Below are 24,385 nucleotides of genomic sequence, written 5' to 3' on the forward strand. Positions count from 1 at the left end.
CGCTCCAACTGCCACATGCGCCGCGCCCGTCGGAGGCTGGCGCTGGAAAATTGCCAGACTCCAGCGACACTTACGGCATGGAGGAACAAGCCCTCATCTACATGCCGCATAAGCCAATCTGGTTCTACCATGCAGGCTGCCGCGACCTGCTCCAGAGTCAGCCAAGCATCTTCCATCAGGCAGGCGATGAGAACGTCATCATCAGGCATGGGTCAGACTCTCCTTTCCGGTCGCGGATCAAAGGTCAATTCCCGCGCCATGGTTTCATAAAGCTCCCGCGCCTTCGGGGTGTTTGCCGGCGGCAACACCACCCGGATGTCGAGCAGCACATCGCCCGGTGGGCTAGCGGGAATGCCCTTGCCGCGCACACGTAGCTCGCTGCCGCTCTGGGCGCCAGGGGGAATGCGCACTTTCAGTTCGCCCCCAGGCAGATCGATGGGCACCACCGCCCCCAGCGCCGCCTCCCATGGCGCCACCGGCAGGGTGAGGTGTAGATTTCGCCCCTTCACTTTCAGTCTGTCGTGCGGTTTGAAATGCACCTCCAGAAAAAGATCCCCCGCCGGCGCACCGCCGATCCCCGGCGCCCCTTGTCCGGCCAGACGGATGAGCTGACCTTCGCGCACGCCTTTGGGAGTTTTCACGCTGAGGGTCCGGCTCCTGAGCTGCACCGCGCCCTGGGCGTCCATGCTTGGCACCCGCAGCGAAAGTTGGCGGGTGGCGCCGGTAAAGGCGTCTTCCAGGTCCAGCAGCACTTTGGCGTGGTGATCCACACCGCGTGACTGGAAGCCGCCACCGTGTGCATGGAAGCCGCGGTGTCTGCCTCCGGCATGGCCAAACAGCTCGGCGAAGAAGTCGCTGAAATCGGCCTCTTCCTGGGGCGAGAAGCCCTGGCTGGAGAACTCGAAGCCGGTGCCCCAGTCCGGTGGCGGACGGAACTCCTGGCCGGGCTGATGGCCTCGCCCCAACTGATCGTACGCGGCGCGCTTTTCCGGGTCGGAGAGGACGGCGTAGGCCTCGTTGAGCTGCCTCATGCGCAGCTCTGAATCCGACTCCTTGGAAACGTCCGGATGGAACTTGCGCGCGAGCTTGCGGAACGCCTTCTTGATGTCCTCCGCCGCGGCATCGTGTGCCACCCCCAGCGCTTTGTAGTAGTCGTGGAACTCCATGCGTGTTCCCCTTTTCCGGTCTCGAGGGCTGCCCTTCACCTCGGAAGAGTGATGCCGAATAACAGTCAAATCAAGAACTTAAAACCCCCACGCGAAGTCTTACCATTGCAACCGGAGGCGTCAGTAGATGGCGCCCGCGCGAAAGCGAATGGAGGCAAACATGATGTATCAATCGTTGTTTCCCCGTGACGTATTCTCAGAACTGGAACGCCTACAGCGCGAGTTGCAGCAGCCATTCGAGCTGTCTCACAGCATTCGCGGTCGGGTCAATTTTCCGGCCATAAATGTAGGCGGCACATCCCACTCAGTGGAAATCTACGCTTTTGCCCCTGGCGTCGATCCGGCTAGCATCGACGTGCAGTTGGTGAAGAGCGTGCTGACCATTGTTGGCGAGCGCAAGCCCGATCTCCCCGCCAAGGACGAGCAAACCTCCGTGCATATCGATGAGCGCTTCGCCGGCCGCTTCCGCCGTGTGGTGAGCCTACCAAACGACGTGAATCCCAATGCGGTGGAGGCTAAGTACCGCGACGGCGTGCTGCACATCAGCATCCAGCGCCTCGAAGCCGCGCAGCCGCGCCAAATCAGCATCCTGTGAGCGAGGAGGATCAAGGCATGAGCGAAAATACTGCTGTCGCCACGCAAGCCGACACTGGCAGCACTGAAGCGGCCCTGATGCCGCCAGCGAATGTGTACGAGGACGCCGCAGGCATCACCCTGTACGCCGATCTGCCGGGTGTGCCCAAGGACAAGCTGGTCGTGCAGGTGCAAGGCGATATCCTGACCATCAAGGGTGACGTCGCCCTGGATCTGCCGGAAGGCATGGAAGCCAGTTACGCGGAGGTTTCCCTGCCCCGTTACCGGCGCGTGTTCACGCTATCCAAGGAACTAGATGCCGAGAAGGTCGTCGCCGAGTTCAACCACGGCGTGCTCAAGCTGCGCATCCCGAAAGCCGAATACGCGCAACCGAGCCGCATTCAGGTCAAGGTGGCGTGATGTAAGCCGAGCGGGTCGTGGGCATCACGCATGGTTGCACACACGTAGGAGGGCCGACGTGATACTGGAGTCGTTGAAAGAGAGTTCCGGTTTTCGCCCCTTTGAACAGTGAGGAGCCGACGATGCGACTGATCGAACTAGATGAACAACAGGACTTTCTTGCGACCTTGCAGCGTAATGGTCTGGCAGCAGGTGATTTCGAACTCCTGGAAACGGATACGACTGACCCAAAAGGCGACGAGAACTTCGGTTTGCAGGGCTACGTCACGGTAACCAGACTATCGACACAAGTTACAAGGGAATACCCCATCGGCTATGAAACCGATTGGGTTCAGCATTTTAGGAAAGATCTCGAGGCCGGAATCTTCGAAAAATCGGAATGAAATCCTGCCTGCTATTGAGGCGGCGGGTGAAACTGCCGAATTGGATACTCGCTTGGAAGCAGCCATACCCAGACCATGCGCATCGTACCCGGAGGAACAACTTCTCCTTCCACGTCCCCTCCAGTTTTCCTTGACCGAGATCCCTACGGTGGGAGTCAATCGGGTGCCGCCGGTAATGCCGTTCAGATGACTTCTTTGTTGCGGTGAAGGATGGCGTAGCTGGGATAAGAATGTCCCCTTCTGCGTCACGCTGCTGCAAAGCGGCGGAAGAACCATTGTTTCATGCCTTCCACCGCCAACAGATAGAAGAGCAGCATAGCAGCGAGAATCAGAAAGAAGATTGCCGGCGGCGCGACGAAGCCGAGATGCACGCCAGCAGGGGTGAACGGCAGCAGCACGGCCACTGCCACCACTGCCAGTGAACAGGCGATGAGCCACGGATTCGGGTAGCTCCTGAAAGGATTCCTACGGGTGCGGATGATGAAGATAACCAGCACCTGTGTGGCCATGGACTCAATAAACCAGCCGGTATGGAACAGCCTCTCGCCAGCATGAAAGACCGTCAGCATGATGTAGAAGGTGAGGAAGTCGAAGATCGAGCTGACCGGGCCGATAATCAACATGAAATTGCGGATGAAATTCATGTCCCAGTGGCGGGGGTGGCTCAAGTAATCATCATCTACCCGATCCAGTGGAATAGGCAGTTCGGATACATCGTAGAGGAGATTGTTGAGCAGGACCTGCACCGGCAGCATCGGGAGGAAGGGGAGAACAAGCGAAGCGCCGGCCATGCTGAACATGTTGCCGAAATTAGAGCTAGTTCCCATCATGATGTATTTCATGATGTTGCCAAACGTGCGCCGTCCTTCTAGGACGCCGGCATGGAGGACTACCAGATCGTGTTCCAGCAGGATCATGTCTGCCGCCGCTTTCGCCACGTCCACGGCACCGTCCACGGAAATCCCCACATCGGCGGAATGGAGTGACGGCGCGTCATTGATTCCGTCGCCGAGATACCCGACCACATGACCGCGCTGCTTCAGCGCCAGAATGACCCGGTTTTTCTGGGTAGGCGCCACACGGCAGAAGAGGTTCACTTGCTCCACCCGCGCTGCGAGTGCCGGGTCATCCATTTGGTGGATCTGCGCGCCGGTAAGCACACCCACTACCGGGAGCCCAAGTTGGGCGAAGACATGCTGCGTGACCAATTCATTATCACCGGTGATGATCTTGACCTCGACCCCATCGGCGGCGAGCTCCGCCAAGGCCGCCTTGGCACTCTCCTTGGGGGGATCGAGGAAGGCAGCAAAGCCAGCAAAGACCAGTTCCGTTTCATCGCCCACCACGGCATGGAGGTGGTCCATCCCCACCTGCCGTGAAGCGATGCCCAGCACCCGGAAACCCTCTTTACTGAGACTTTCAAATTGCCCGTTGATCCCTTTGAGCGTCGCTTCATTCAGGGGCCGCGGATCGGCCTCTCCATTCAACCCGTAGCTGACCGACAGACGCAGGATATCCTCGGGGGCTCCCTTGACCACGAGCAATCGGCTCGTCCCGTTGTCAAGGAGCACAGACACCCGGCGGCGTTCGAAGTCGAACTGCACTTCATCGATCTTGCGCCAGCCGCTCACGTCGATTTCTGTGTGCTCCAGAATGGCATCATCCAGCGGGCTTCTTAGTCCCGTTTCAAAAAAGCTGTTGAAGTAGGCCAGTTCCAGGACCCGCTGACTTTCCCGGCCCAGGGGGTCCAGGTGACGCTCTAAATGGATCCGGGCCTCCGTCAGCGTGCCAGTCTTGTCGGTACAGAATACGTCCATGCTGCCCAGATTGTGGATCGAGGCGAGCCTCTTAACGATCACCTTGCTGGCTGCCATGCGCAGTGCGCCTCGCGACAGCGTCACGGAGACCACCATGGGGAGGAGTTCCGGCGTCAACCCGACGGCCAGAGCCACGGCAAACAGGAATGATTCGAGCCATGGGCGGTGAAGGAAGGCGTTGACGAGAAGGACGAACAGGACGAGGAGGATCGTCATGCGCATGATGAGATTCCCGAATCGGTGGGTCCCCTGCTCGAAGGCGGTGGGCGGGGCCGTGACCAGCAGGGTGTCGGCGATCTCACCAAGCGCCGTATTCTGCCCGGTGCGGCACATCAGCACCCTGGCCGTGCCACTGATCACCGATGTCCCCAACAGCACGGTATTGCTGGCAGAGAGGATCTCCGTCTCTCGCGACAATTCACCGGGGGTCTTTTCCACCGGATATGGTTCGCCGGTAAGGAGGGCCTGGTTGACAAAGAAGTCCTTCGCCTCCAGCACCCTCCCGTCGCAGGGAACCAGGTCGCCGGCGGTAAGGAGCGCTACATCGCCGGGCACCAACTCCGCAAGCGGTATCTCAAGGGGCTTGCCGTCCCGCAGGACCTGCCCCCGTACTGCCACCGACTGGCGCAGTCGATCCGCTGCCTGACCAGCCCGATATTCCTGGATGAAATCGAGGGACACGCTGATGAGGACGATGGTACCGATAATGAAGAAGCTGACGGTGTCGCCGGTGAAAGCGGAAAGGGTGCTAGCAGTGAGGAGAATGATGACCAAGGGATTGCGGAACTTGGTCAGAAATTGAAGGATCAGCGCTCTTTTCCGCTCCCCATGGATCAGGTTTGGGCCAAACTGTGCCAGGCGCGACGCCGCCGCGGCGCTGCTCAGTCCGTTAGGGCTTGTGGCTACCTGTTCCAATAGCGCCGCAACAGGGAGCTGCCAGAATGCGGAATCCGTTTTGACGGCGGGGGTAGGCATGATGGATTCCTCCTGCGAGCTTGCGCATAACGGTACCACTCTGGTCGGCGTGTCCATGTCAATGAAGTTGCTCCACAGCCAGTACCAGATCGTGCCCAGTCGTGGCGAAGCGTGCCCAAGTTTCGGGAACGCTGCAGAAGCATATTGGCAAGACACAGGCAGCGTACGGCGAAGTCAAGGCGGATATCAAGAATGCGGAGTAACAGAATATGGAGAGGGCGAGCACCCGAGCCAACCGCCGCCTTTGCCGGCCTCGGCCTTTCCTCGTTACATGCCGGCATCAGGAGACAACCCATGCTGGACACGATGCTGAATCAGTTCCCTCCTTTGGAGCAGGAAGCTCTCTGGGAGACCTGTCTGTGTAACGGGGTCACACCCGACGGATTTGCCGTGACAACAATTGAAGACGCTGCGGGCGCTGCGCCGGCTCACGGTCACACCATGTCAGTAGGCTTCGGCAGGGAAATCCGCCAGTACTACGGAAACCATGCTGCGCCATGGGCCGTCGATTTCGATCTTGTAACGTCTCCGTTCGTTGACGACGATAGCTTGATGAGCCTCGGCCGGGATGTATATGACGAGAACGTCCGGAGACCATAGCATCGCCGAGTAACGAGCGCCGTATGTCCGGCGCGACCTCCGCCCTCGTCCAACTCGGTCGAGGATTTTTTTTGTTCTGCTCTGAGGGATCGCCGGCGTGCATGTGGCCTTCCTGTCATGCCGTCTAGCGCTCGACCAAGGTCCCCGCTCTCGAAGAGTCGTTCTGATCCTAAAAATGTGCGCTATGCCAAAATCGCATAGATGCGCGAATAGCTCGGCCGCATGTCGCAAAATTCGCGCAATGGCCTGAGGAGTACCATCGCCAGAAAGCAACTGATCCTTCTCGTCGCCGTATCATGCGATCAACGCTCCTTTCGCGCCATCGCGCAGCAGGCCCTGCCAATATGAAAGAAGACCTCGCACATTTGCCAAGGGAACTAGCGGATCAGTTCACCGGGCCGTTTCTGCGCTTCATCCGAATTGAGGCGATGGCTGGCGCCATCCTGTTACTTTGCGTGGTGGTTGCATTGTCGTTAGCCAATTCGGCCTGGTCCTCTCAGTACTTTGCGCTTTGGGAAATACGAGTCGGTTTATCATTGGGCGATATTGAATTCTCGCGCTCGCTACAGCACTGGATCAACGACGGTTTGATGACGCTGTTTTTCTTTGTCGTCGCGCTTGAGCTCAAGCGGGAAATGATATTAGGAGAGCTTCGCGACCCACGACTGACGATGTTGCCACTGGCCGGCGCGCTCGGTGGAATGATCTTACCCGTCGGACTCTATTTACTATTAGTCGGGGAAGAACCAAGCGCGCGTGGTTGGGGTACGGTCATGTCGACCGACACTGCCTTCGTCATAGGTTGCCTTGCGTTGCTCGGCAGCCGTGTGCCTGAAAGCCTGAGACTGTTCCTGTTGGCACTGGCGATTTTCGACGACATTGCGGCCATCCTTGTAGTGGCCATCGGTTATGGTGATGCCTTACAGTGGACCCCGTTGGCGCTGGCGGGCCTGGGCCTCGCTGTCGTGGCAGGAATCGGGTGGCTCGGCGTCCGAAGCGTTCCACTTTATTTCGCTATTGGCATCGGTGTCTGGGTAGCGCTAGACGCGTCGGGCATTCACGCGACACTAACAGGCGTGATCCTGGGGCTGATGACACCTGCGCGCAGTTGGATCAGCGATGATCGCCTGCATGCCATCCTCAACCGCGTGGTTTCCTATCCGCCGGGCAAACACTGGAGCGGCGACACGGCTGGGCGACGCGATCTCCAACGGGCCGGTGTGGCGGCGCGAGAGGCGCTGTCGCCGATTGAACGGCTTGAGATCGCCCTTCACCCATGGATCGCCTTCGCGGTCATGCCGGTTTTTGCGCTGGCAAATGCAGGGGTAACGATCATTTTTGACAAATTCGATACAACCTTGGCATTGGCCGTCATTGTCGCTTTCGTGGTTGCAAAGCCCGTTGGCATCGTAATGCTAAGCGCTCTCGCCGTGAAACTGCGCGTGGCAAATCGCCCCGAAGACCTGCCCTGGCGCACTCTGGCAGCCGGCAGTATTCTGGCTGGAATCGGTTTTACCATGGCACTGTTCATCGCCGGGTTGGCTTTCAGCCCTGATCTCCTCGGCTCCGTCAAGGTTGGCATTCTGGTGGGTTCGCTGGTTTCGGCCATAGCCGGGATGCTTGTCCTGATATGTTTCTCGGGATCGACCCGGCGCTGAGACGATTGACTCTGCATCGCTTCGAGTACCACTTCGTGTTCCTATCGGACGGATGCGGCGGTGATCCCGCCGGCGTACATTGGTCCTTGATGGGGCAGTGCGGGCAGTCGCTGCTCCAGTAGGTTCGCAGTGTCAGCCCGCTTCGCTCGACCGAGCTGTATCGTTAGATCGTGCGCTATTTTGGCCGCTTCGCCTGATGTATGCTCGTTGCTCATTCGTCAACGCCATGCCCTCAATCACTCAGTCAGCCAAGTCGTGGAAGCTCTAAGATTGCCTGTCTGTCATACCAACGCAGCAGCCCCGCGTAAATACCTCATTCCAACGCGGCGAGAAACTTTAATCATGACATTCACGTGCATTGCAGCACGTTCAATGGCCGGTTGGCTATCTGTCAATGTTTCCGCAAGCCAGCCCCAGGTTCGTCGAACGACGCAGTCGTCGCACTGCTACTGCAAGGTTACAAGCTGCTAATCCTACGGTCGCGGCTCGACGGGCGCGTCCTCGGAGCCAACCTTTGGGAACCTGACCGGAACATGGTGGTGGAATCAATCCCGCTGTGGCGAGTCGAGAGGCGCGTTGCTCTTGGTCGCCTTCGTAAAAACGCACATTCGACAAGCCCGTCCGCCGGATAGATTGTCACACCGCTGAGCGCGAAACGAACAGCCGCGCGCCTGGTCGTGGGCACGCCATAGCAGCACGCACGGGACTGCCATGGCAATGTAGCCAAGGCGTGTGAGTAGTGCCGATGCTCCGAGCGCTCCGATGCGCGATCGTCGCGCGCCCAGCCTGCCAGGGAGTTCGCAATAGATCCGGTCGACGAAGATTGCCAGATTCCCGATTTGGGGTTTCCCGCGGTGGAGGACCGGTGTGCCTGCAGCTGTAGCAGGTGCATGGCACAACGCTTGTCGGGCCATTTGTAAGGGTCCTAGGAGGCGATGCGATGGATCCCTATACTGCTATTCGCACTGTTCCTGAAGCTACGTGCTTCTGGATCTACCACTCGTTTCCGGGCCCTCTCCCCCCTAGACAACGTCTTTGGACTGGTGACTCCTGAAGTCACTCACGGGGATTCCTGGAAATTTCATGCAAGATGCCACACGGCGACCTCTGCTCGCCTCCCCCCAATAATAGCCAAAGACGCCGTTCGTTCGATGTCAATCGATGTCCGGCGAGTGGGATCGTTTTAATGGATGACCGACCGCCAGGTTGCTTTCCGCTTGCGGGGCTGGTGCTTCACCTTCTAGTAATTCCTACTAGCCGATAAACCAACACTTGAAGAAGAGGTGGAACATGCTAAAGAACGTCTTACTGCTTGCTGTAGTGAGTACCGTGCTTGGCGCCGGGGTGGCATACGCCGGTACGAGCACTCGGGATATCTACACTGATGGCGCCGGCACGATGAGTCCGCGCGATCCCTATACCGATGGAGGAAAAGCCACCAAGTTTGACGTCTACGCCGATGGGGCGAGAGTCACAGAAATAGGGAGGCGCGATGTGTTCACCGAGGGCGCGCGGGTCACCAACCGCGATGGATACTCCGACAGTTCGCGATCTTAAGATCCTGAATGGTTGGTAGAAATCGCGATGGGCGCCAAGCGCGCCCATCCGCAAGCCTCGAGTCCATCAATGGGCACCGCTTCGGCAGAGGCTTCTCTCCGGCATATCGGCAATCAAAACGTCGAGATGTCGTCTCACGCTTTTTCCTCTCCATAGTCGAACGCGGACTCAGTGGTCGGGAAGAGAACTCTGCAAGCCAATGTTCGCGAATGGTTGTGTTGCAGATCCTGCTGCGTCGACGATTCACTCTTCTCATAGCCTCAAGAAATGACGCAAGAACAGTTCAGAGCTGCCGCCCGCTTCCCTGCAGTCCGATGTCTCAGAAGGGTCGTCCTGCGACGGTCGCAGTTCCGACAACTCCGAAGCCCGGATCTCCGCCAAGAGTTGGGAGCTGCCAGCTACCCCTTGACGGCGGCGGCGGGCACGCCTCAATCCAATTCTGAAGCGCACGCCCAAGCCGGCCACTAGTGGGTCGGCTCGCCCGTGCGCTTCAAACAATCTAGACCGAGACCACGCTGTAGCAAGCCTTGTAGGACGCCCCGTCACGCGAGATCAGCGGCGTCTGCACCTTGAAGCCCACACCGTGATAGGTTTCGACCGGCTTGCGGGCTGCCATGACCACCATGTCTTTCGCCGTGAGCATAAAGTTGCCGTAGCCAATGGTGTCGTCGGCCAGATCCAGCGCATCATTCAATGTCGAGCTGATCACCGGTACCGTACTTGCCAGCAAAGGTCCCACCACCGTTGCCAGCAACGCTCCAACGGCGGGAATCACCGCCACCGCCGCCGTCACGCCAGTGGCGGCAGCAGCCACCGCCGCACTCATGGCGTCCTTGTATCGATCCGGGTTCTCATCATCATGCTCAATGATCAGGGAGCTGATCGTGATGCCGTACGGAGGCCCGCGATAGATTTCTTTCAGGTCAGGGACGCCCTCCCCACCGTCGACATCGTCATAGATCGCACTCCGGTCAGATTCCGATCCGAACGGGGTCACTGTGCCGATCACCACATAGGGTTCATCCGAGTCCGAAAAAAACTGGTCTGAGTCGCTCTCGCCGAAGCAAAGAAGACCGGTGTAGTGAACTACGACGTCCCTCAACTCGATCGCACCAACGTCAGGCCACCAGTAGATGGCCCCATGCTCGAACTGACTCACCCGGCCGCTTTGAGGAAATGCGGCCTCGTCCGAAAAAGGGAACCCGAGCCACGAGCCAGGGCCGCCCAACTGGTCATAGCGGTCGCCAATCGCGCCGTAGACCCACACGGGGTGTTTCGTCGGGCCACCATAGTAGAGCGCGCCGTGTTCGTATCGCTTCCGCTTGCCGCCAGCCACGCTCTCGACGTCGGAGACGGCTTTGCCTGGTGATCCGCCAAGTTTGTTCCAATAACTCTCGAAGATTCGCTCGGGATTGATGACGAGTCGCCCTGGATCGAAGATGGGCGGGCGAAACCCTGTCTTTACGAAAGGCCCTGCGGCTTTCAGATTCGTCGCGACGTTTGGCATACGAGACTCTCCCGATTAATTGACCCGATCATTGAGCCTTGCGTTACCTTCGCTGCACGGGCTCGGGCTAAGTCTAGAATTGGTGCCGAAAACGAGTAGCTCCAAACGGGAGACACGAGTTATGGGCTGACATCCTCAAATGGAGACGCGGACGAGAATGTTCGAGAACAGCCACGAATGGAAACAGGCGGCGCTTCCCGCAAAGCACCAAAAAGACTGGCCACGCCGAAATCAGTAACCGCTCTTCCTTAGCAGCGCAATCAGTTCGCCCTGTCGATGCGTGTCAGTTTTGGCGAACACTCGCCTCAGGTATGTGCGCGCCGTCTCTTTGCTGATGTTCAGGTGGCGGCCAGCTTCGTCGAGCGAGCGCCCCTCCAGTAGTTGCGCGACCAGATCCCGCTCCCGTGGCGTCAGCTCGCTCAGCCGTTCCGCCGCGCCTGCCGCCAGCGGCTTGCCGCCCTCCTCAGTCAGCACCATTACCAACCGTGCGGCATCCATCATCCAGGGCACGTCAGGATCCAGGGGGACTACAGTAATCGAAAGCGGCGGCAAGGGCCACTCGCGGGAAAGATGGCAGCAGAGGCTTCCGTCAATGGCAATTGGCGCCCCCCGACGCCCGCGTGAATGGGAAAGGATCGCCGCCCGCGCTATCGTCGCAAACAATGTTTGTCCGTCTTGCGGAACTGCCGCCGAAATGCCGGCGGGCTGTATGGTCAGATATTTGCCCGCAAGCTTCAAGGCCGTCGCGTCTGCATGAATCGGACGCAGATCCTCATCGAGCCAGATCAGGCCGACACCCCTGTCCGGTACCAGCCTTTCCGACACGGCGACTCGCTGCTCGGTCGCCGCAATTCGCGCCCGCAGGTCCAGCGCAGTCTGCAGATGAGGAACAAACGTGGCCGCCGTCGCGACATCGTCGCGCTGAAAATCACGGTCACCGCGGACGCGTCCCGCCACAAAAAGCGCGCTCCGGCGGCGGACTCGGAAGAGCGGCGTCACCATGCCATAGAAGCCATCAACTGGACGGACAGCCTTCTGATAGAGGTCAGACTTGGCGAACTCCGAATCGGAAATGCGCGAGGTCTGCGGTGTGGGTACACCGACAGGTATCGTCGCAATCCAGGCGGGGCATGCAGTCGCCAGTTGCTGGCGAATTTGTTGGCATGCATGAACGCTCATACCATATGCCGCGAGAATCGTGCCGCCCGACACGTCGCCAAGTGCGATCATGGAGCGCTCGGCCTTAACCAAACGCGAGAATGCCTCGAGCGGTACGTCCCACGCATCCTCGCAAAGGACTGCCCGATACGTGAGCTGTATAACCTGAAACAACTGATCGGTGGCTGTCACCGCGGTCTCCCGGACAAGGTTCGTTCGATCAAGCGGACTTCATTCGCACGTCCTCACACGGCCATGGCAATGGCGCGCTAGCTCTGCGCGATTTTTCGATCGACCTTCGGCGCTAACGTGGAACGCATTTTTGCCAAAGCCGTCGCGCTTCGTCACGGCGCGGAAAGTGATGCACCCGCTAAAGGCCATCCATTAGAGAGTGTCCATAGTGGCACAGCGTGTGCTGCAGGCGTTGGTCGCGCGGTGTGACCCCGAGTAGCGGCAGCCTGCGCCATGCGGAAGCGCGTTCAAGTCTAGATGACTGTGCAGGGTGTGCAATTTCAAAGCGCTTCCATCTGTTATTGATCGCTTGCGGGCTCTCATTTGTATCCAACCGATGGACCGCAGCAACTTACTCTCCATTCGTGCCTGCTTGATATTCGCACCACCTATATACCAATGTGCAGCTATCACCTCATTACATTCAATGCCATTGGGGGAGGGTGCCGGTCAGCAAGAGCCACTCTATTTTGGGCGGTCTCTAGAATGAAGTGCAACGCCCTGATGTTAGGGTGTTGGGATGGGACAAAGGCGTCGCGATGCCGCTCGACAAAGGCCTTCAGGACTTCAAACGGCGGTCGAGTTCCGCCTGGGCGAAAAAACGCGCTCGCCAGCTTCAGGATCTCGTTGGCGCGGCGCAACTCCTTTACCTCACGCTCCAGCGCCTTGAGGCGTTCGCGCTCCGACGTGGTCACGCCATCGCGCTCGCCGCTCTCGACTTGCTCTTGTTTGACGCACCCCAACAGTGTCTGGCTTGTGCAACCGATCATCGGTGCGATGGATTTGACTGCCGCCCACAGCGACGGACGCTCGCTGCGCTGCTCACGAACCAGACGTACAGCCCGCTCTCGGACCTCAGGGGAAAACTTGGCTTGCTTGCTCATGGGCTCCATTCTCTGGAGCCTCCACTAAACCCGGGGCGGTTCAGCGCCCCGCGCGCTGGCTTCGCCGAGAGACAGCTATTCCGGCGCCAGATGCACGCGCACAAAGTCGGTGAGGCTGGTGTCCCCGGCGTACACCTGGGCATTTGCCAGCCGAACCACTTGGAAGTTGAGCCATTCGGCCAAGGATCGAAGGCCGTAGAACTTCGCAAGGTACTCTGCTACACCCTTTTCCGGGCAGGCAAAGAAGGCGAAGCGCGGGCTGATGGGCATAGCAATGACGCAGCCGGGGTGATCTGATTTCCTGAAGAAAAAGAGGGCGATTTGTGGCGTCAGGACCTCTTGACGCCTTGCTGATCCAGTCTCGTTTCGGTGACAGGCAAATATCACAGCAAGCTGATGGCGAGTATCCACCGTACTGGCATGCCGGCCGGGTGAGGGGCCCTGCTAAAATTCGGGAAAACCCTGTACGGGAAATTACCTATCTCGCACAGGACGCACCACTCGATTACGTCTACAGGCCACCGCAAATGACCCCTCTCTCGTACGTCCCGCACGCAGCAACACTCGCCAGCCAACCCACGCGCGATGCTGACCAGCCGTCATCTGGCTGGTGGGCCAACTACTGGGCCGGCGGCTGGGATCTCTACCTCCACAATGCCCAGGCGATTGCCGAGGCATATATCCCGGCCGCCCAAGCGCGTTGAACACTCGGACGCTGCCATGCGCAGCGCTTTGTGACCGGACCCGGTAGAGGACAGTAGCCGGAGCAGTTACTGTCGGGCCACAACGGCGGTCGCCGTTGTTTCGTCCCCGGTATCCAGCACTACTTTTCTCGCGCGAAGCAGTGCCTCGATACGGCACCACGATACTTGTCCCGCTATTTCCCTAGATGCTGGCTGCACCACGTCAACACCAAGAGGCCTGGTACTCACCGGGCACCGTCTGATCGTCAATACATAGCCACCGTCCAGCAACGAAGTCAGACGAAGTTGAGCGTGCGAGAGGGTCATGGGTCTGGGTGAGATAGCGCAAACAAGCGCAAGCAACACTGTGGACGCCGCCGAGCGTGCAACGACCCTACGTGCGTAGTCAGCGCTGCCTTTACTAGACGTCCTGGCGATCACCACAAACTCTAGGCGTCGACCTTCCACGCATCAATCAACGTCCATCGCGCGATCGTTACGGTGACGCTAAGCGTTCCATCCGCGCAGTGGCTCGCCGGATAGCCAATGGCGGTGCGTGAAGGATGGTTGGTGAGTTTTTCTTCCAGGCCGCTGAGGCTTGCGGCAAACAGACCACTATTGATGCCTAGCCAACGTAAGGGCTCGGCCGGGCCTCCCAAATAGGTGAACTGTGGTTGACGAACGGCAGTCGGTTTATCTCATCGTCGATACCAAGGATGAGGTTGCAACGCCCCGTCCTTTTGAGGCAGGACGACTATGCCAGCCGCTGAAGTCGCCTGACTTCCAGATCCGCAATACCCGCGATGTCGGCCTTCAACGCCTGCGACGCGGCACTCCCCTGATGCTTCCTCCAGTCCTCAGTCGTTCCCCAACGCTCAACGAGCACAAGCGAATGCTGCTCGTCATCGCGACCCCGATGCAGTTCGCAGCGTTGGCATCCGGGCTCCAGCCTTGCAAAGGTCACCGCCTTAAGCAGTGCGTCCACTACCTCTCGTTCATGCCCCGCATAAGGTCTGATACTTGCAATGACTACGACCCGCTCCATTCCTTCAAATCCCCTTGACTGATGACTGGCTGATTGCCCGTCTACACTGGACAGCGCCCAATGCGAACGCGCTATTCATGCGTGCCCTCGTGGGGCGGCAATGAAAATCCAGACGTAAAAAGCGTAATTATAAGAAAAGGCGATGACCACGTCGTTACGCACGCGGGACGCGCAATCGTTGCACGGCGCTCCGTGGCCGCGCTGAGTGCTCGGGCAGGCGACACCTACCTTCTGTCAACGCATCATCCGACATTGCCAAGATGTTGAGTCCGCAACCAATCCGGACCCTCGCAGCAGGTTGGGCGGCAGTGCATGGTGCTATCAGACTTCGCCCAGTCGAAAATACTAAAAGGCGGGCACGCTCAGAAAGCGGATAGACCCGGCGGCGCGGGCTATCCGCGTTGAGGCTCACGGCGAAGCCTGTCGTTGGAAGAGCAGCGGCTTGTATGGCCGGAGCACCAGATCACGATTGACGACGATCCGCAACGGAAATCCAGGTCGCTGGGTCAGCGTAGGTTGAACATCAAGATTGCGGCGCACGACTTCCTGACCCACGCCATTCACACTGTTCTGCAGACCATCCCGACCGGCAAGTATGACCCGATCCCCGTGCTGGCGATCCCCGGGCGCAGCCAACTCGGCAGCCACGCCCAGGAGGGTCGTGAGCGCTGCACCGGCAAAGAGCCGATCCCAATGCCAGTCAACGCCATCCTGCAGGCCGGCATAGCCGGCGGCATCCGTCCCAATCAGATTGTTCAGCGTCACCGAAGAGGTGTCGGGAAAGATGATCCGATTCCAGGCCACTTGCACGCGTCGCTGCCCGAAGCCGATCATTTCGTTGTATTTCCCAAGGATACGGGAGCCCTGCGGAATCAGAAGATGCTGCCCGGTCGCGGTGTCAAAAACGGGCTCTGTCACGGTTCCAATCACCTCCCCGGGAAGATCGGACTGGATGCCTGTCACCAATGCCGCCGGGATTACCGTACCTGCCATCACCTGGTAAGGCGAAGCTGGAAGCTGAAGCCCGGGGACGGGAGAGCCATCTTTCGATACTGAGGCTCCCGGCGGCTCACGTTGCTCCTGATTGCCGAGCACGCTGCCCTCACCATCGCGTGGGTCGTACGAAACTTCAGCACTTGCCGTGGTCTTGCTGCCCGCCGGCGATTCCTCGACGCCAGGCTCGCGCGACATCGACGGATCCGCGACTGACGCCAGCGCTGACTGGTTGCCGGATCGAAAGAACACTGGTGATGCGGCCGCGGTTTCAGCGGCTTTGCGCATCGCTTCGTGCTCGGCCAGCGCCGCATCGGCGCCGCCGAGCAAGTCGCCAACTCTTGCAGCATCCTGAGCCCTGACAAGGGCCGGCCCCAGATCGCCCGGCAGTGGTGGGCCCAACTTTGGTATGTCGGGGAAAAGATCCGAGGATCGGCTCGACGCCAGCATCGAATAATCCGAGGGCAACTGAGTCACCGCATCCGATGGCGACACCTGCCCGACGTTATGAAGCTCCTGGCCCACAGCGCGACGCTTGGACGGCTGAAGCGACCACAAGGTCACGCCGAAAACGAAGACGGCGAGACTTCCGGCCAGCCCCATTAGCGTGCGCCGGTTCAACCGTGTTACGGGGTGTGGCGCCGTCCGAAGACCAATGTCCTCCGGCGCGACCTTGGAAGGCGCAGGCGGCACGATGCCGGCCGCCTCCTCCGACCGGGAACTCGTATCACGCTGATTTGCCGCAACAGGCTGTACCTCCTGCACAGGCTGGTCGTTCGGATCACCTGGGTCACCCGGGTCACTCGGCTCGCCCGCTTCGCCCGGTTTGCTCGGTTCAGGTCGCCTCATGAGGCATCACCCGCGGTGCCATCGGTCCGCTCGATACGCACCACGTCGCCCTTGTCCGCGCCCAGCCGCAATTCGGCGGCGCCGAACAGCCGGTCCACGATGTAATAGGGCGTTCGGAAGCGATAGTTGACCAGTTGACCATCGCCCCGGTTGCCGATGACGAACAAAGGTGGAAGTTCACCCTGCGCAATACTGGCCGGAAACTGGATATACACCTTCTGGCCGTCGTCGAAGGCCCGCAGCGGTTTCCACGGCGGATTGTCACCTTTAATGGCATAGCGAAACCGAATCGACGCCAGCGACAGCTCTTTGTCAACCAGTGCTGCCGCGTCTGCCGCCTGCGACTGACTGCGCAGTGCCAGCAGCCGGTCCTTCGGGTACTCCCAGGAGACCGAAGCCATCCATGTCGACTCAGTCGACGTTAATTCAAGAAGATAAGTACGCCGATTGGTGTTGATCACCAGATTTGTCTTCAGACCGGCGCGCAGCGGCTTGATCAGAATGCTCACTCGCTGCGTCCCGGCAGCGCCGTTGGAGGTGTCTCCGACGATCCATCGCGCCGTATCGCCGGCTGCGACTGTCACCAGAGCCTCGCCCGCCTGAAGCGATATGACCGTCAGCCGCCCTGGTGCCGCATAGAGCTGGTACAACGCGCCCTCTGCGAAAGGCCATACCTGAATGGCGTTCAGGTATCCGTCCCGCGTGGGCGGCATGCGCGCTTGCGCGTTGGCAAGGGATACCCGTAGGGTTTCGTCGGGGGATTCCTCGGCGTGCGCCCCAGGAATTGCGCCGGCCTGGGCCCCGGACGCCGGAAGAGGCTTCGCCTGCCCAGGCATTGGCAGCACCGCGGGCACTTCGACGACCTGCACCGGTCGGGGCGGTTCAGGCTGAAACCGGGCCGGCGATGGCGCATACAGTTCGACCCGGGGCGGAGGTTTGCCGTGTGTCGCGCATCCCGCCAGCGTGGCCACTACAAGTATTGCAACGGTAAATCGCAAAACCGGGATCATAGGATAGTTCCTTCAGGAAAGGGCGGGGCCGAGCAGCGACCGGCAGCGACGGCCGACCATTGTCGAAGGAAACTCAGCGGTGCTCTGGCGCATCAAGTTCGCGACTCCAGGACAGTCCATCGACATAGATCCCGAGCGGGTTCTTGCGGATGCGATGCTCGGTGCGCGGTACCTGCAGGACGGTGGAGATCACCGCAGTCCAGCGCACGAGGCCTTCCGGCGCACCGTTCACAAAGCGCTGCTCGGTCCAGCGTACGTTGAACGACGCATCGCTTGCGCGCACCACGCTCATCACTTGCACCGTCACAGAGTCCTTGCCGATTCGGGCAAATGGGTCGTTGCGGCGGGCGTGTTCATTCAGCACGCCCGCACCTCGCTCCGTGGTGTACTCATAGGCGTCTAGCCAGTTCTGACGTACGACGACAGGATCCAGTGACGACGCGCGTACGAGCGAAATAAAATGCGCCAGATGAAATGCGATCTGTGCATCAGTTGGCTGATACGCAGATGGCATCTCTCCCACGATGCGAACCTGCCCCGTCTTGTCAACTTCCACCACGTACGGCGTAACGGTCGACTGCAACGCACGCCAGACAAGGGCACTCGTACTAGTGAGCGCCAGCAACAGACAACCGAAGGCCATCAGACGCCAGTTCCTCGCCTGCACGCGCGCAGCCCCGATCCGTTCGTCCCAGACCTGCCCGGCCGCCTGATACGGGGTGATGGGAAGCGCCGTATCGGCGTATCGCACCTGTGGGCGCCGAAATCGCATGGCCTATTTTCCCTGCGCACCGTTGTCGCCAAGACTCGGGCCACTGCCCGAGCCGCCCCCGTCCCCGCCGCGCAGGGTATTGGCCACCACGGTCACGCCCTGGGCGATTTGCCGGGCACTCGCCAGACGCTTTGCCCACTCGGGTTGCTGACCTTCGGCTGCGGGACCCGCACCGGTCCCGGATGCGGATGCGGATGCGGCCTGAGACACGCCTGCACCCTTTGCAGGGCCAGAATTTGGCATGCCGCGACTTGCAGCCGACATGAGGCGCGTCTGGATCGCCCTGGCAGCGGCCGGCGCCAGGCGAGCGCCTGCGGTGACGGCGCCGACGATGCCACGGGCGGCAGCGGCGGCGGCGGTTACAGCACCGCCCGTCGCGAGCGCGGCCCCTGCCATGGTCCCGGCGCCCAACTGGGGGGCCCCAGAGACCAGGCCGTTCGCCACGCCCGTTCCGAATATTCCCAGCCCCAACATGGACAGGGCGGCAAGAGCAATGACCAGGGCGTCGTCGACCGAAGGCTGCACAGGCGCGGTCTTGAATTCGGCGAACAGTCCCGTACCGATACCCACGATCACCGCCAGCACGAGCACCTTGATACCACTGGATATGACGTTACCAAGTACCTTCTCTGCGAGAAATGCGGTCTTGTTCCACAACGCGAACGGTACCAGCACGAAACCGGCCAGCGTGGTGAGCTTGTACTCGATCATCGTCACGAGTAGCTGGACCGCCAGAACAAAAAAGCTGGCCACGACGATCAGCCATGCCAGGAACAGCACCGCTATCGTGGATAGATTGACGAAGACATCCGGAAAGCCGGACAGCCTCGTCATCTCCTTCAGGATGGGTGCAGCGGCGTCGATGCCCGTCTTGGCAAGGTGCCCGGGTTGCAGGAAGGTCGCCATGGAAATCTTGCCGGTCGCAGTGATACCCAGGCCAGCAAAAGAGTGGAACACAATGCCCGCCAGCCAGTTGTAGTTCCCGAGGATGTAGGCGAACGTTCCGACGTACAGCACCTTGCGAATCAACCTGGCCATGACGTCGTCGCCCTGCCCCGTGGCATGCCCGAGCGCCCAGTACAGGCCGGCCAACGTCATGTCAATGGCGACCAGCGTGCCACTCATATATGCCACTTCTCCCCGCAGGAGACCGAAGCCCGTATCGATATACGTTGAGAACGTACCCAGGAACCGGTCGATGACGTTCAGGTCATGCATGGCCATTTCCTTACTCACCGGCAAACGGTCATCGCCCGTAGAACCGAACCGCATGCGGCGTGTACGGCGTCCCCGTACCCAGAAACCGCCGGCTCATTTCGCGCCCGCGCTCCACGGCGGCGGCCTGGCCCGCCAACTCCAGGGCCGCTGCACGGCTGTGCGTCAGCTGGAGTTGCTGGGCCTGGATGGATTGCGCGGCCTGCAAGGCCAGGAGTTGGTTGGTCGCCTGCATCGCCTGCAGCGCGCCCGTTGCCGATTGGCTCTTCGCCAGCAGGTCCGCGATGACCGATTCGTCCTCCCTGAGGTTTTGCGTCACCTGCGCCTGCACCTGCAGCGCGGTCTGCAGGCCGTGGCGGAGGTTCAGCCAGCGCTCGCGCGCCTGCTGGAGCATTCCGTTGCCACTCATCGCTTGCGCATATCGTTCGGGATAGAGCTGCTCAAATTCCTGATCGAGTCGCGCCACGTCAAGCGACAACCCCTGGGCCCGCGCAAGAATCTGCGTCGTGGCGTCCAGTGTCGAGCGCAAACGCCTCGATACGTCGAATGGAAGATTCACCAGGTTCCGTTGTTGGTACATCAGCATCTGTACCTGGTTCTGCAATTGCCTTGCCTGCTTCTGGAGCATTTCCAGCGTGCGCATGGCGGTCATGGTGTTCTGCACGAGATTTGCAGGATCGAATACTGTGACGGCCACGGCCGATTTGGCTACGCCGAGCAGACCCGCGAAGATGAGAATACGTACCATCGACCCCATAACGCGCGTCATGACGAGAGCTCCCCCATAGCGTCTGTCTTAGACCCGACAACTATTGGCGCTGCGCCCAGCAGATCCGCCGCCCATGGGAGGCCGCAATGGCGCAACCACGCAGCCGCGAATCCCGGCCCCCCTGCCTCGGCCAGCACACGATCGATATCGCGTTGTGCCAGGGGCGTCGCGGCGCTGACGAACGCCAGCGCGATCGCGCCAAGATCCAGATCGAACAGGCGGTTGCCGGCACGGGATTGGTAGTAGTAGTCCCGCTTGGGTTGGGCGAATGCTATGAGTTCGATCTGACGCGGGTTCAGCCCAAAGCCCTCGTAGAACGACCGGATCTGAGGCTCGGTCGCCTGTGGGTTGGGAAGAAAAATGCGACTGGGACAACTTTCGATAATGGCCGGTGCAATCGCGCTATCCTTGATGTCGGCCAGTGACTGTGTCGCAAAGATCACGCTCACATTCTTCTTACGCAGCGTCTTGAGCCATTGGCGAATGCGCGCCGCAAAGAACTCGTCATCAAGAAATAGCCAGGACTCGTCGAGGACCAGGAGCGTGGGGGCCCCGTCCAGCCGCGATTCGAACCGCGCAAACAGGTATCCCAGCACCGCAAGGACAGCCGCGCGACTGTGCATCAGTGCCTCCATCTCGAAACATTGCACATTGGCGTCGCCCAGCCGGTCATGATCCGCGTCGAGCAGCCGGGCATGGGGGCCGCCGAGCACATAAGGGGCCAGCGCCTGCCGCAAACGATTCGATTGGAGTAGCACCGAGAGACCCGTCAACGTCCGCTGCTCCAGCGGGGTACCGGCGAGACTCTCGAGCGCAGACCAGATGGCAGCCTTCTCCTCGGGACCAACCGCTGTGCCTTCATGAATCAGTCGCCCTTCCACCCACTGCGCCGCCCAACTCCGATAACCCTCGTTATCAATCATCGCGAGAGGCTGGAACGCGATCGTGTTCCCGGCGCCAAGGTCGTAGTACTCGCCGCCCAGACCCAGGATGGCTGCCCGCAGCGAACGCCCCATGTCGAAGGCGATGACGCGTGAACCGGCATAGCGCCGGAACTGCATCGCCAGCATCGCCAGCAATACTGACTTTCCCATACCCGTGGGTCCCACCACCAGCGTATGGCCCACGTCACCAATATGAGTCACGAATCGGAAAGGCGTCGCACCATCTGTTCTCGTGATGACCAGCGGTGGCCCGTCCAGGTGGTCATTCTTCTGAGGGCCTGCCCACACCGCCGACACGGGAAGCAGATGCGCCAGGTTCAGGGTCGAGATGATCGGCTGGCGCACGTTGGCATAGGCCTGACCCGGCACGGATGACAGCCACGCATCCACGGCGTTCAGCGTCTCGGCAATCGTCACGAACCCGTGGCTCTGGATGACACGTTCGATGCCACGCACCTTCTCATCGGCAGCGGGTGCATCCGCATCGAGGACGCTCACTGTCGTCGTGACATAGCCGAAGGCTACCCGGTCGCTTCCCAGTGCCTGCATGGCAGCATCCGCGTCGGCTGCCTTGTTGTCGGCGTCAGCATTGAGAAGCGGACTTTCTTGATGAAAAATGATCTCGCGCAGCAGCGCCGCGACGTTCTTGCGCTTGGAAAACCATTGACGGCGCAAACGCCCGAGTTCTTTCTCGGCTTCGGCTTTGTCCATGCACAGAAAGCGCGTGCTCCAGCGGTATGCGAAGCCCAGACGATTGAGGTCGTCCAGCATGCCCGGCCAGGTCGATGCAGGAAAGCCTCGCACGGTGACGACACGCAGATGCTGATCACTCAGCACAGGGGCAAGCCCGCCCGACAGCGGACAGTCGGAAAGCAATGCATCGAGATAGAACGGAATCTCCGGCGCCTGGACGCGATAGTGGCGCGTGGAGACGGTCGCGTGCAAATAGGTCAGCGTCTCGCAATCATCCAGCCACGCGATCTCGGGCATGACCCCATCAAGCAGATCAACAGTACGCTCCGTCTCCGCTACGAAGACGGCCAGGCGCTCGCGCCAGTCCACGCCCGGCGAGCGCTTATGTTCGTAAAACAGCCGTGCAGCACGCGCACGCGCGTCTTCCGGTGGCTGGTACTGCAGCGTCAGATGGTAGAGACTCTCGAAGTGGTTACCTGCAGCCTCGAATGCCGCCCGACGCTCCTCGTCGACCAGCCACGACAGCGCCTCCGGAAACGCAGACGCAGGATAGTCCCCGGCCGGCTGGCGTCTTGCCTCCACGTAGAGTGCCCACCCACTGCCCAGCCTGCACAATGCGTTGTTAAGCCGTGCCGTCGTCGCGATCAGCTCACCCTGCGTCGCGCTGTCCAGATCCGGCCCTCGAAAGCGGGCGGTACGCTGGAACGATCCATCCTTGTTCAGCACAACGCCGGCTGCGACCAATCCCGCCCAGGGCAACCAGTCGGACAACTGCGCCGGACGCCGTCGATACTCGGTGAGGTTTAGCATGATATTGACCCTCAGACGTCAAAAAATGCCTTGTGCTTCATGTGTCTGGCGAACACGGCCATGAACTGCGGATCTGTGCGTGCGCCCCACACAGCGAGCGCATGACCGACCACCCACAGTGCCACGCCAGCCACCCAGAGCTGGAGGCCCAGGCCAACGGCGGCCGCGAGCGTACCGTTGGCAATCGCAACGGTACGCGGCGCCCCGCCGAGCAGGAGCGGTTCGGTCAAGGCACGGTGCAATGGCACTTCGAATCCGGGCAAGTTTTCAGGGGAGCTCATACAACGGCGCCTCCCGCAAAGCTGAAGAACGTAAGGAAGAAGGACGACGCCGCAAACGCGATCGACAACCCAAACACGATCTGCAGCAACTTGCGAAAACCGCCCGATGTGTCGCCAAAGGCCAGGGTCAGTCCGGTGGCAATAATGATGATGACCGCCATGATTCTGGCGACAGGCCCCTGAATGGAGTCCAGAATCGCTTGCAACGGCCGCTCCCATGGCATGGAAGAGCCGGCCGCATGCGCGGCATCCGCTGCGCCCAGCAGGGTGGCACTCACTATGGCATTCACCATGGCGCTCACGGGTGCATCGGATACGTTTGACCAGCGGCTGTTCGCCCTTCCGGCAAGCCCTCGGAGTGCGAGCTTTGTGTAATGCCACGCATGCGCTCGATTCATGAGACGTCTCCTGCGTGCGGTGTTTCGGGAAAATCGGATGGCATCGCTTCGGCGAGCCGATAGCCGTTGTCATCGAACCCAGCCAGGCGAACGAGCGCTTCCATCCGGCGACGTCCGCCGCGGCCAGCCAGGTAAATGATCACGTTGACAGCCTCAGCAATCAGCGCGCGCGGCGGGCTCGCGGCAACCTCGAGGATCAGTTGCTCGAGCCGCAGCAGCGCCCCGCTGGCAGAGCCCGCGTGAATCGTCGCGATGCCACCGGGATGACCGGTTCCCCATACCTTGACGAGGTCCAGCGCCTCACCGCCGCGTACCTCGCCCACCACGACACGATCGGGCCGCAACCGCATGGCTGAACGCACCAGTTCGGTCATAGAAACAATTCCCGCTCGCGACCGCAAGGGAACGTGATCGCGCGCCACGCACTGGAGCTCGACGGTGTCCTCCAGCACCAGCACACGGTCGCCTGTTGCCGCGATTTCCGCGAGCAAGGCATTGGCTAGTGTCGTCTTCCCCGTGCTCGTGCCGCCCGCGATCAGTATGTTCTGTCGCGCCTGGATTGCGCGGCGCAAATATTCACCCTGCGAAGACGTCATCATGCCGTCTTCGATGTAACGCGACAGCGTCATGACCCCAATTGCGCGCTTGCGAATGGCGAATGCGGGCCCGGGTGCTGCCGGCGGCAAAACGCCTTCAAAGCGCTCTCCGGTTTCGGGCAGTTCCGCAGTGAGGAGCGGCTGACCGCGATGCACCTCGGCTCCCATTTGCGCCGCCACCAGCCGGATAATGCGTTCACCGTCTCCCGCCGGGAGTTCCGCGCCCATCGGGGCGCGACCGCTGGACAATCGGTCCACCCACAGCGTGCCATCGGGGTTGAGCATGACTTCCACGACATCTGGTTCGTCAAGCGCCGCGGCAATCAGGGGCCCCATTGCGGTACGGAGCATCCGGCTGCGCCGATCCAGCGCGCTGCTGCTTTGAGTCGATGGTTGGC

General features: G+C 60.5%; 22 protein-coding genes, 1 pseudogene and 1 other annotated feature. Of the genes and pseudogenes, 6 read left to right on the forward strand and 17 right to left on the reverse strand.

What is annotated here, in order from left to right:
* Together CYJ10_RS34430 and CYJ10_RS23995 are read right to left on the reverse strand one after the other, a co-directional pair.
* Positions 1-209: MerR family transcriptional regulator (locus CYJ10_RS34430; protein ID WP_101683966.1), on the reverse strand; the 209-nt coding region annotated here is incomplete at its 3' end.
* Between the two features lie 3 nt (positions 210-212).
* Positions 213-1,166, reverse strand: coding sequence for a DnaJ C-terminal domain-containing protein (locus CYJ10_RS23995; protein WP_101683967.1), 954 nt, complete (start codon positions 1,164-1,166; stop codon positions 213-215).
* Between the two features lie 160 nt (positions 1,167-1,326).
* On the opposite strand from CYJ10_RS23995, the gene CYJ10_RS24000 reads away from it, so the two are divergent.
* From CYJ10_RS24000 to CYJ10_RS24010, 3 genes are all read left to right on the forward strand, one after another.
* Entirely contained in the window at positions 1,327-1,761 is a 435-nt protein-coding gene (locus CYJ10_RS24000) for an Hsp20/alpha crystallin family protein (protein WP_101683968.1), read from the forward strand.
* A 17-nt stretch (positions 1,762-1,778) separates the two neighbouring features.
* Positions 1,779-2,159, forward strand: a complete 381-nt coding sequence (locus tag CYJ10_RS24005; protein WP_101683969.1) for an Hsp20/alpha crystallin family protein — start codon at positions 1,779-1,781, stop codon at positions 2,157-2,159.
* Positions 2,160-2,281: 122 nt separating this feature from the next.
* Positions 2,282-2,542, forward strand: coding sequence for a transcriptional regulator (locus CYJ10_RS24010; protein WP_101683970.1), 261 nt, complete (start codon positions 2,282-2,284; stop codon positions 2,540-2,542).
* 245 nt (positions 2,543-2,787) lie between these two features.
* Here CYJ10_RS24010 and mgtA read toward each other — a convergent pair whose 3' ends face one another.
* Positions 2,788-5,334, reverse strand: coding sequence for a magnesium-translocating P-type ATPase (mgtA, locus tag CYJ10_RS24015; protein ID WP_101683971.1), 2,547 nt, complete (start codon positions 5,332-5,334; stop codon positions 2,788-2,790).
* Between the two features lie 294 nt (positions 5,335-5,628).
* Here mgtA and CYJ10_RS24025 point away from each other — a divergent pair, with 294 nt between their 5' ends.
* Positions 5,629-5,934, forward strand: a complete 306-nt coding sequence (locus tag CYJ10_RS24025) for a hypothetical protein (RefSeq protein WP_257993495.1) — start codon at positions 5,629-5,631, stop codon at positions 5,932-5,934.
* A 344-nt stretch (positions 5,935-6,278) separates the two neighbouring features.
* Positions 6,279-7,592: a Na+/H+ antiporter NhaA gene (gene nhaA / locus CYJ10_RS24030; protein WP_101683972.1), complete on the forward strand. Its 1,314-nt coding sequence runs from the start codon at positions 6,279-6,281 to the stop codon at positions 7,590-7,592.
* Between the two features lie 2,056 nt (positions 7,593-9,648).
* Here the strand turns inward: nhaA and CYJ10_RS24040 are convergent.
* From CYJ10_RS24040 to CYJ10_RS33890, 4 genes and pseudogenes are all read right to left on the reverse strand, one after another.
* Positions 9,649-10,656, reverse strand: a complete 1,008-nt coding sequence (locus CYJ10_RS24040) for an LGFP repeat-containing protein (protein WP_101683974.1) — start codon at positions 10,654-10,656, stop codon at positions 9,649-9,651.
* 231 nt (positions 10,657-10,887) lie between these two features.
* Positions 10,888-12,006, reverse strand: coding sequence for a helix-turn-helix transcriptional regulator (locus tag CYJ10_RS24045; protein ID WP_101683975.1), 1,119 nt, complete (start codon positions 12,004-12,006; stop codon positions 10,888-10,890).
* A 531-nt stretch (positions 12,007-12,537) separates the two neighbouring features.
* Positions 12,538-12,651, reverse strand: a sequence feature (AL1L pseudoknot).
* A pseudogene (locus tag CYJ10_RS24050) lies at positions 12,573-12,929 on the reverse strand (IS3 family transposase); the annotation flags it as partial. Its footprint overlaps the feature before it by 79 nt.
* A 75-nt stretch (positions 12,930-13,004) precedes the next feature.
* Positions 13,005-13,340, reverse strand: a complete 336-nt coding sequence (locus CYJ10_RS33890) for a hypothetical protein (protein ID WP_146002104.1) — start codon at positions 13,338-13,340, stop codon at positions 13,005-13,007.
* A 116-nt stretch (positions 13,341-13,456) separates the two neighbouring features.
* Between CYJ10_RS33890 and CYJ10_RS34255 the strand changes: the two genes are divergently transcribed.
* Positions 13,457-13,633, forward strand: coding sequence for a hypothetical protein (locus CYJ10_RS34255; RefSeq protein WP_180863042.1), 177 nt, complete (start codon positions 13,457-13,459; stop codon positions 13,631-13,633).
* 733 nt (positions 13,634-14,366) lie between these two features.
* Here the strand turns inward: CYJ10_RS34255 and CYJ10_RS24065 are convergent.
* The 10 genes from CYJ10_RS24065 to trbB all read right to left on the reverse strand — a co-directional run bounded on the left by CYJ10_RS24065 (position 14,367) and on the right by trbB (position 24,338).
* Positions 14,367-14,657: a putative quinol monooxygenase gene (locus CYJ10_RS24065; RefSeq protein WP_101683977.1), complete on the reverse strand. Its 291-nt coding sequence runs from the start codon at positions 14,655-14,657 to the stop codon at positions 14,367-14,369.
* A 408-nt stretch (positions 14,658-15,065) separates the two neighbouring features.
* Positions 15,066-16,499, reverse strand: a complete 1,434-nt coding sequence (locus CYJ10_RS24070; protein ID WP_101683978.1) for a TrbI/VirB10 family protein — start codon at positions 16,497-16,499, stop codon at positions 15,066-15,068.
* Positions 16,496-17,509: a P-type conjugative transfer protein TrbG gene (gene trbG, locus CYJ10_RS24075; protein ID WP_101683979.1), complete on the reverse strand. Its 1,014-nt coding sequence runs from the start codon at positions 17,507-17,509 to the stop codon at positions 16,496-16,498. Before trbG ends, CYJ10_RS24070 begins: the two co-directional genes overlap by 4 nt.
* Before the next feature lie 73 nt (positions 17,510-17,582).
* On the reverse strand, positions 17,583-18,281 hold the full coding sequence (trbF, locus tag CYJ10_RS24080; RefSeq protein ID WP_101683980.1) for a conjugal transfer protein TrbF: 699 nt from the start codon (positions 18,279-18,281) through the stop codon (positions 17,583-17,585).
* 3 nt (positions 18,282-18,284) lie between these two features.
* Positions 18,285-19,499 carry a P-type conjugative transfer protein TrbL gene (gene trbL / locus CYJ10_RS24085; RefSeq protein WP_101683981.1) on the reverse strand — a complete coding sequence of 405 codons (1,215 nt, stop codon included), beginning with the start codon at positions 19,497-19,499 and terminating at the stop codon, positions 18,285-18,287.
* A 28-nt stretch (positions 19,500-19,527) separates the two neighbouring features.
* Positions 19,528-20,265 carry a P-type conjugative transfer protein TrbJ gene (trbJ, locus tag CYJ10_RS24090; RefSeq protein WP_219621509.1) on the reverse strand — a complete coding sequence of 246 codons (738 nt, stop codon included), beginning with the start codon at positions 20,263-20,265 and terminating at the stop codon, positions 19,528-19,530.
* Positions 20,262-22,712 carry a conjugal transfer protein TrbE gene (gene trbE, locus CYJ10_RS24095; protein ID WP_101683982.1) on the reverse strand — a complete coding sequence of 817 codons (2,451 nt, stop codon included), beginning with the start codon at positions 22,710-22,712 and terminating at the stop codon, positions 20,262-20,264. Before trbE ends, trbJ begins: the two co-directional genes overlap by 4 nt.
* An 11-nt stretch (positions 22,713-22,723) precedes the next feature.
* Entirely contained in the window at positions 22,724-22,993 is a 270-nt protein-coding gene (locus CYJ10_RS24100) for a VirB3 family type IV secretion system protein (protein ID WP_101683983.1), read from the reverse strand.
* Positions 22,990-23,391 carry a TrbC/VirB2 family protein gene (locus tag CYJ10_RS24105; RefSeq protein ID WP_445347044.1) on the reverse strand — a complete coding sequence of 134 codons (402 nt, stop codon included), beginning with the start codon at positions 23,389-23,391 and terminating at the stop codon, positions 22,990-22,992. The genes CYJ10_RS24100 and CYJ10_RS24105 overlap by 4 nt, the downstream gene beginning before the upstream one ends.
* Entirely contained in the window at positions 23,388-24,338 is a 951-nt protein-coding gene (gene trbB / locus CYJ10_RS24110) for a P-type conjugative transfer ATPase TrbB (RefSeq protein WP_374703301.1), read from the reverse strand. The genes CYJ10_RS24105 and trbB overlap by 4 nt, the downstream gene beginning before the upstream one ends.
* Positions 24,339-24,385: the final 47 nt, after the last annotated feature.

The sequence above is a fragment of the Cupriavidus pauculus genome (genome assembly GCF_002858765.1).
GTDB lineage: Bacteria > Pseudomonadota > Gammaproteobacteria > Burkholderiales > Burkholderiaceae > Cupriavidus > Cupriavidus pauculus_B.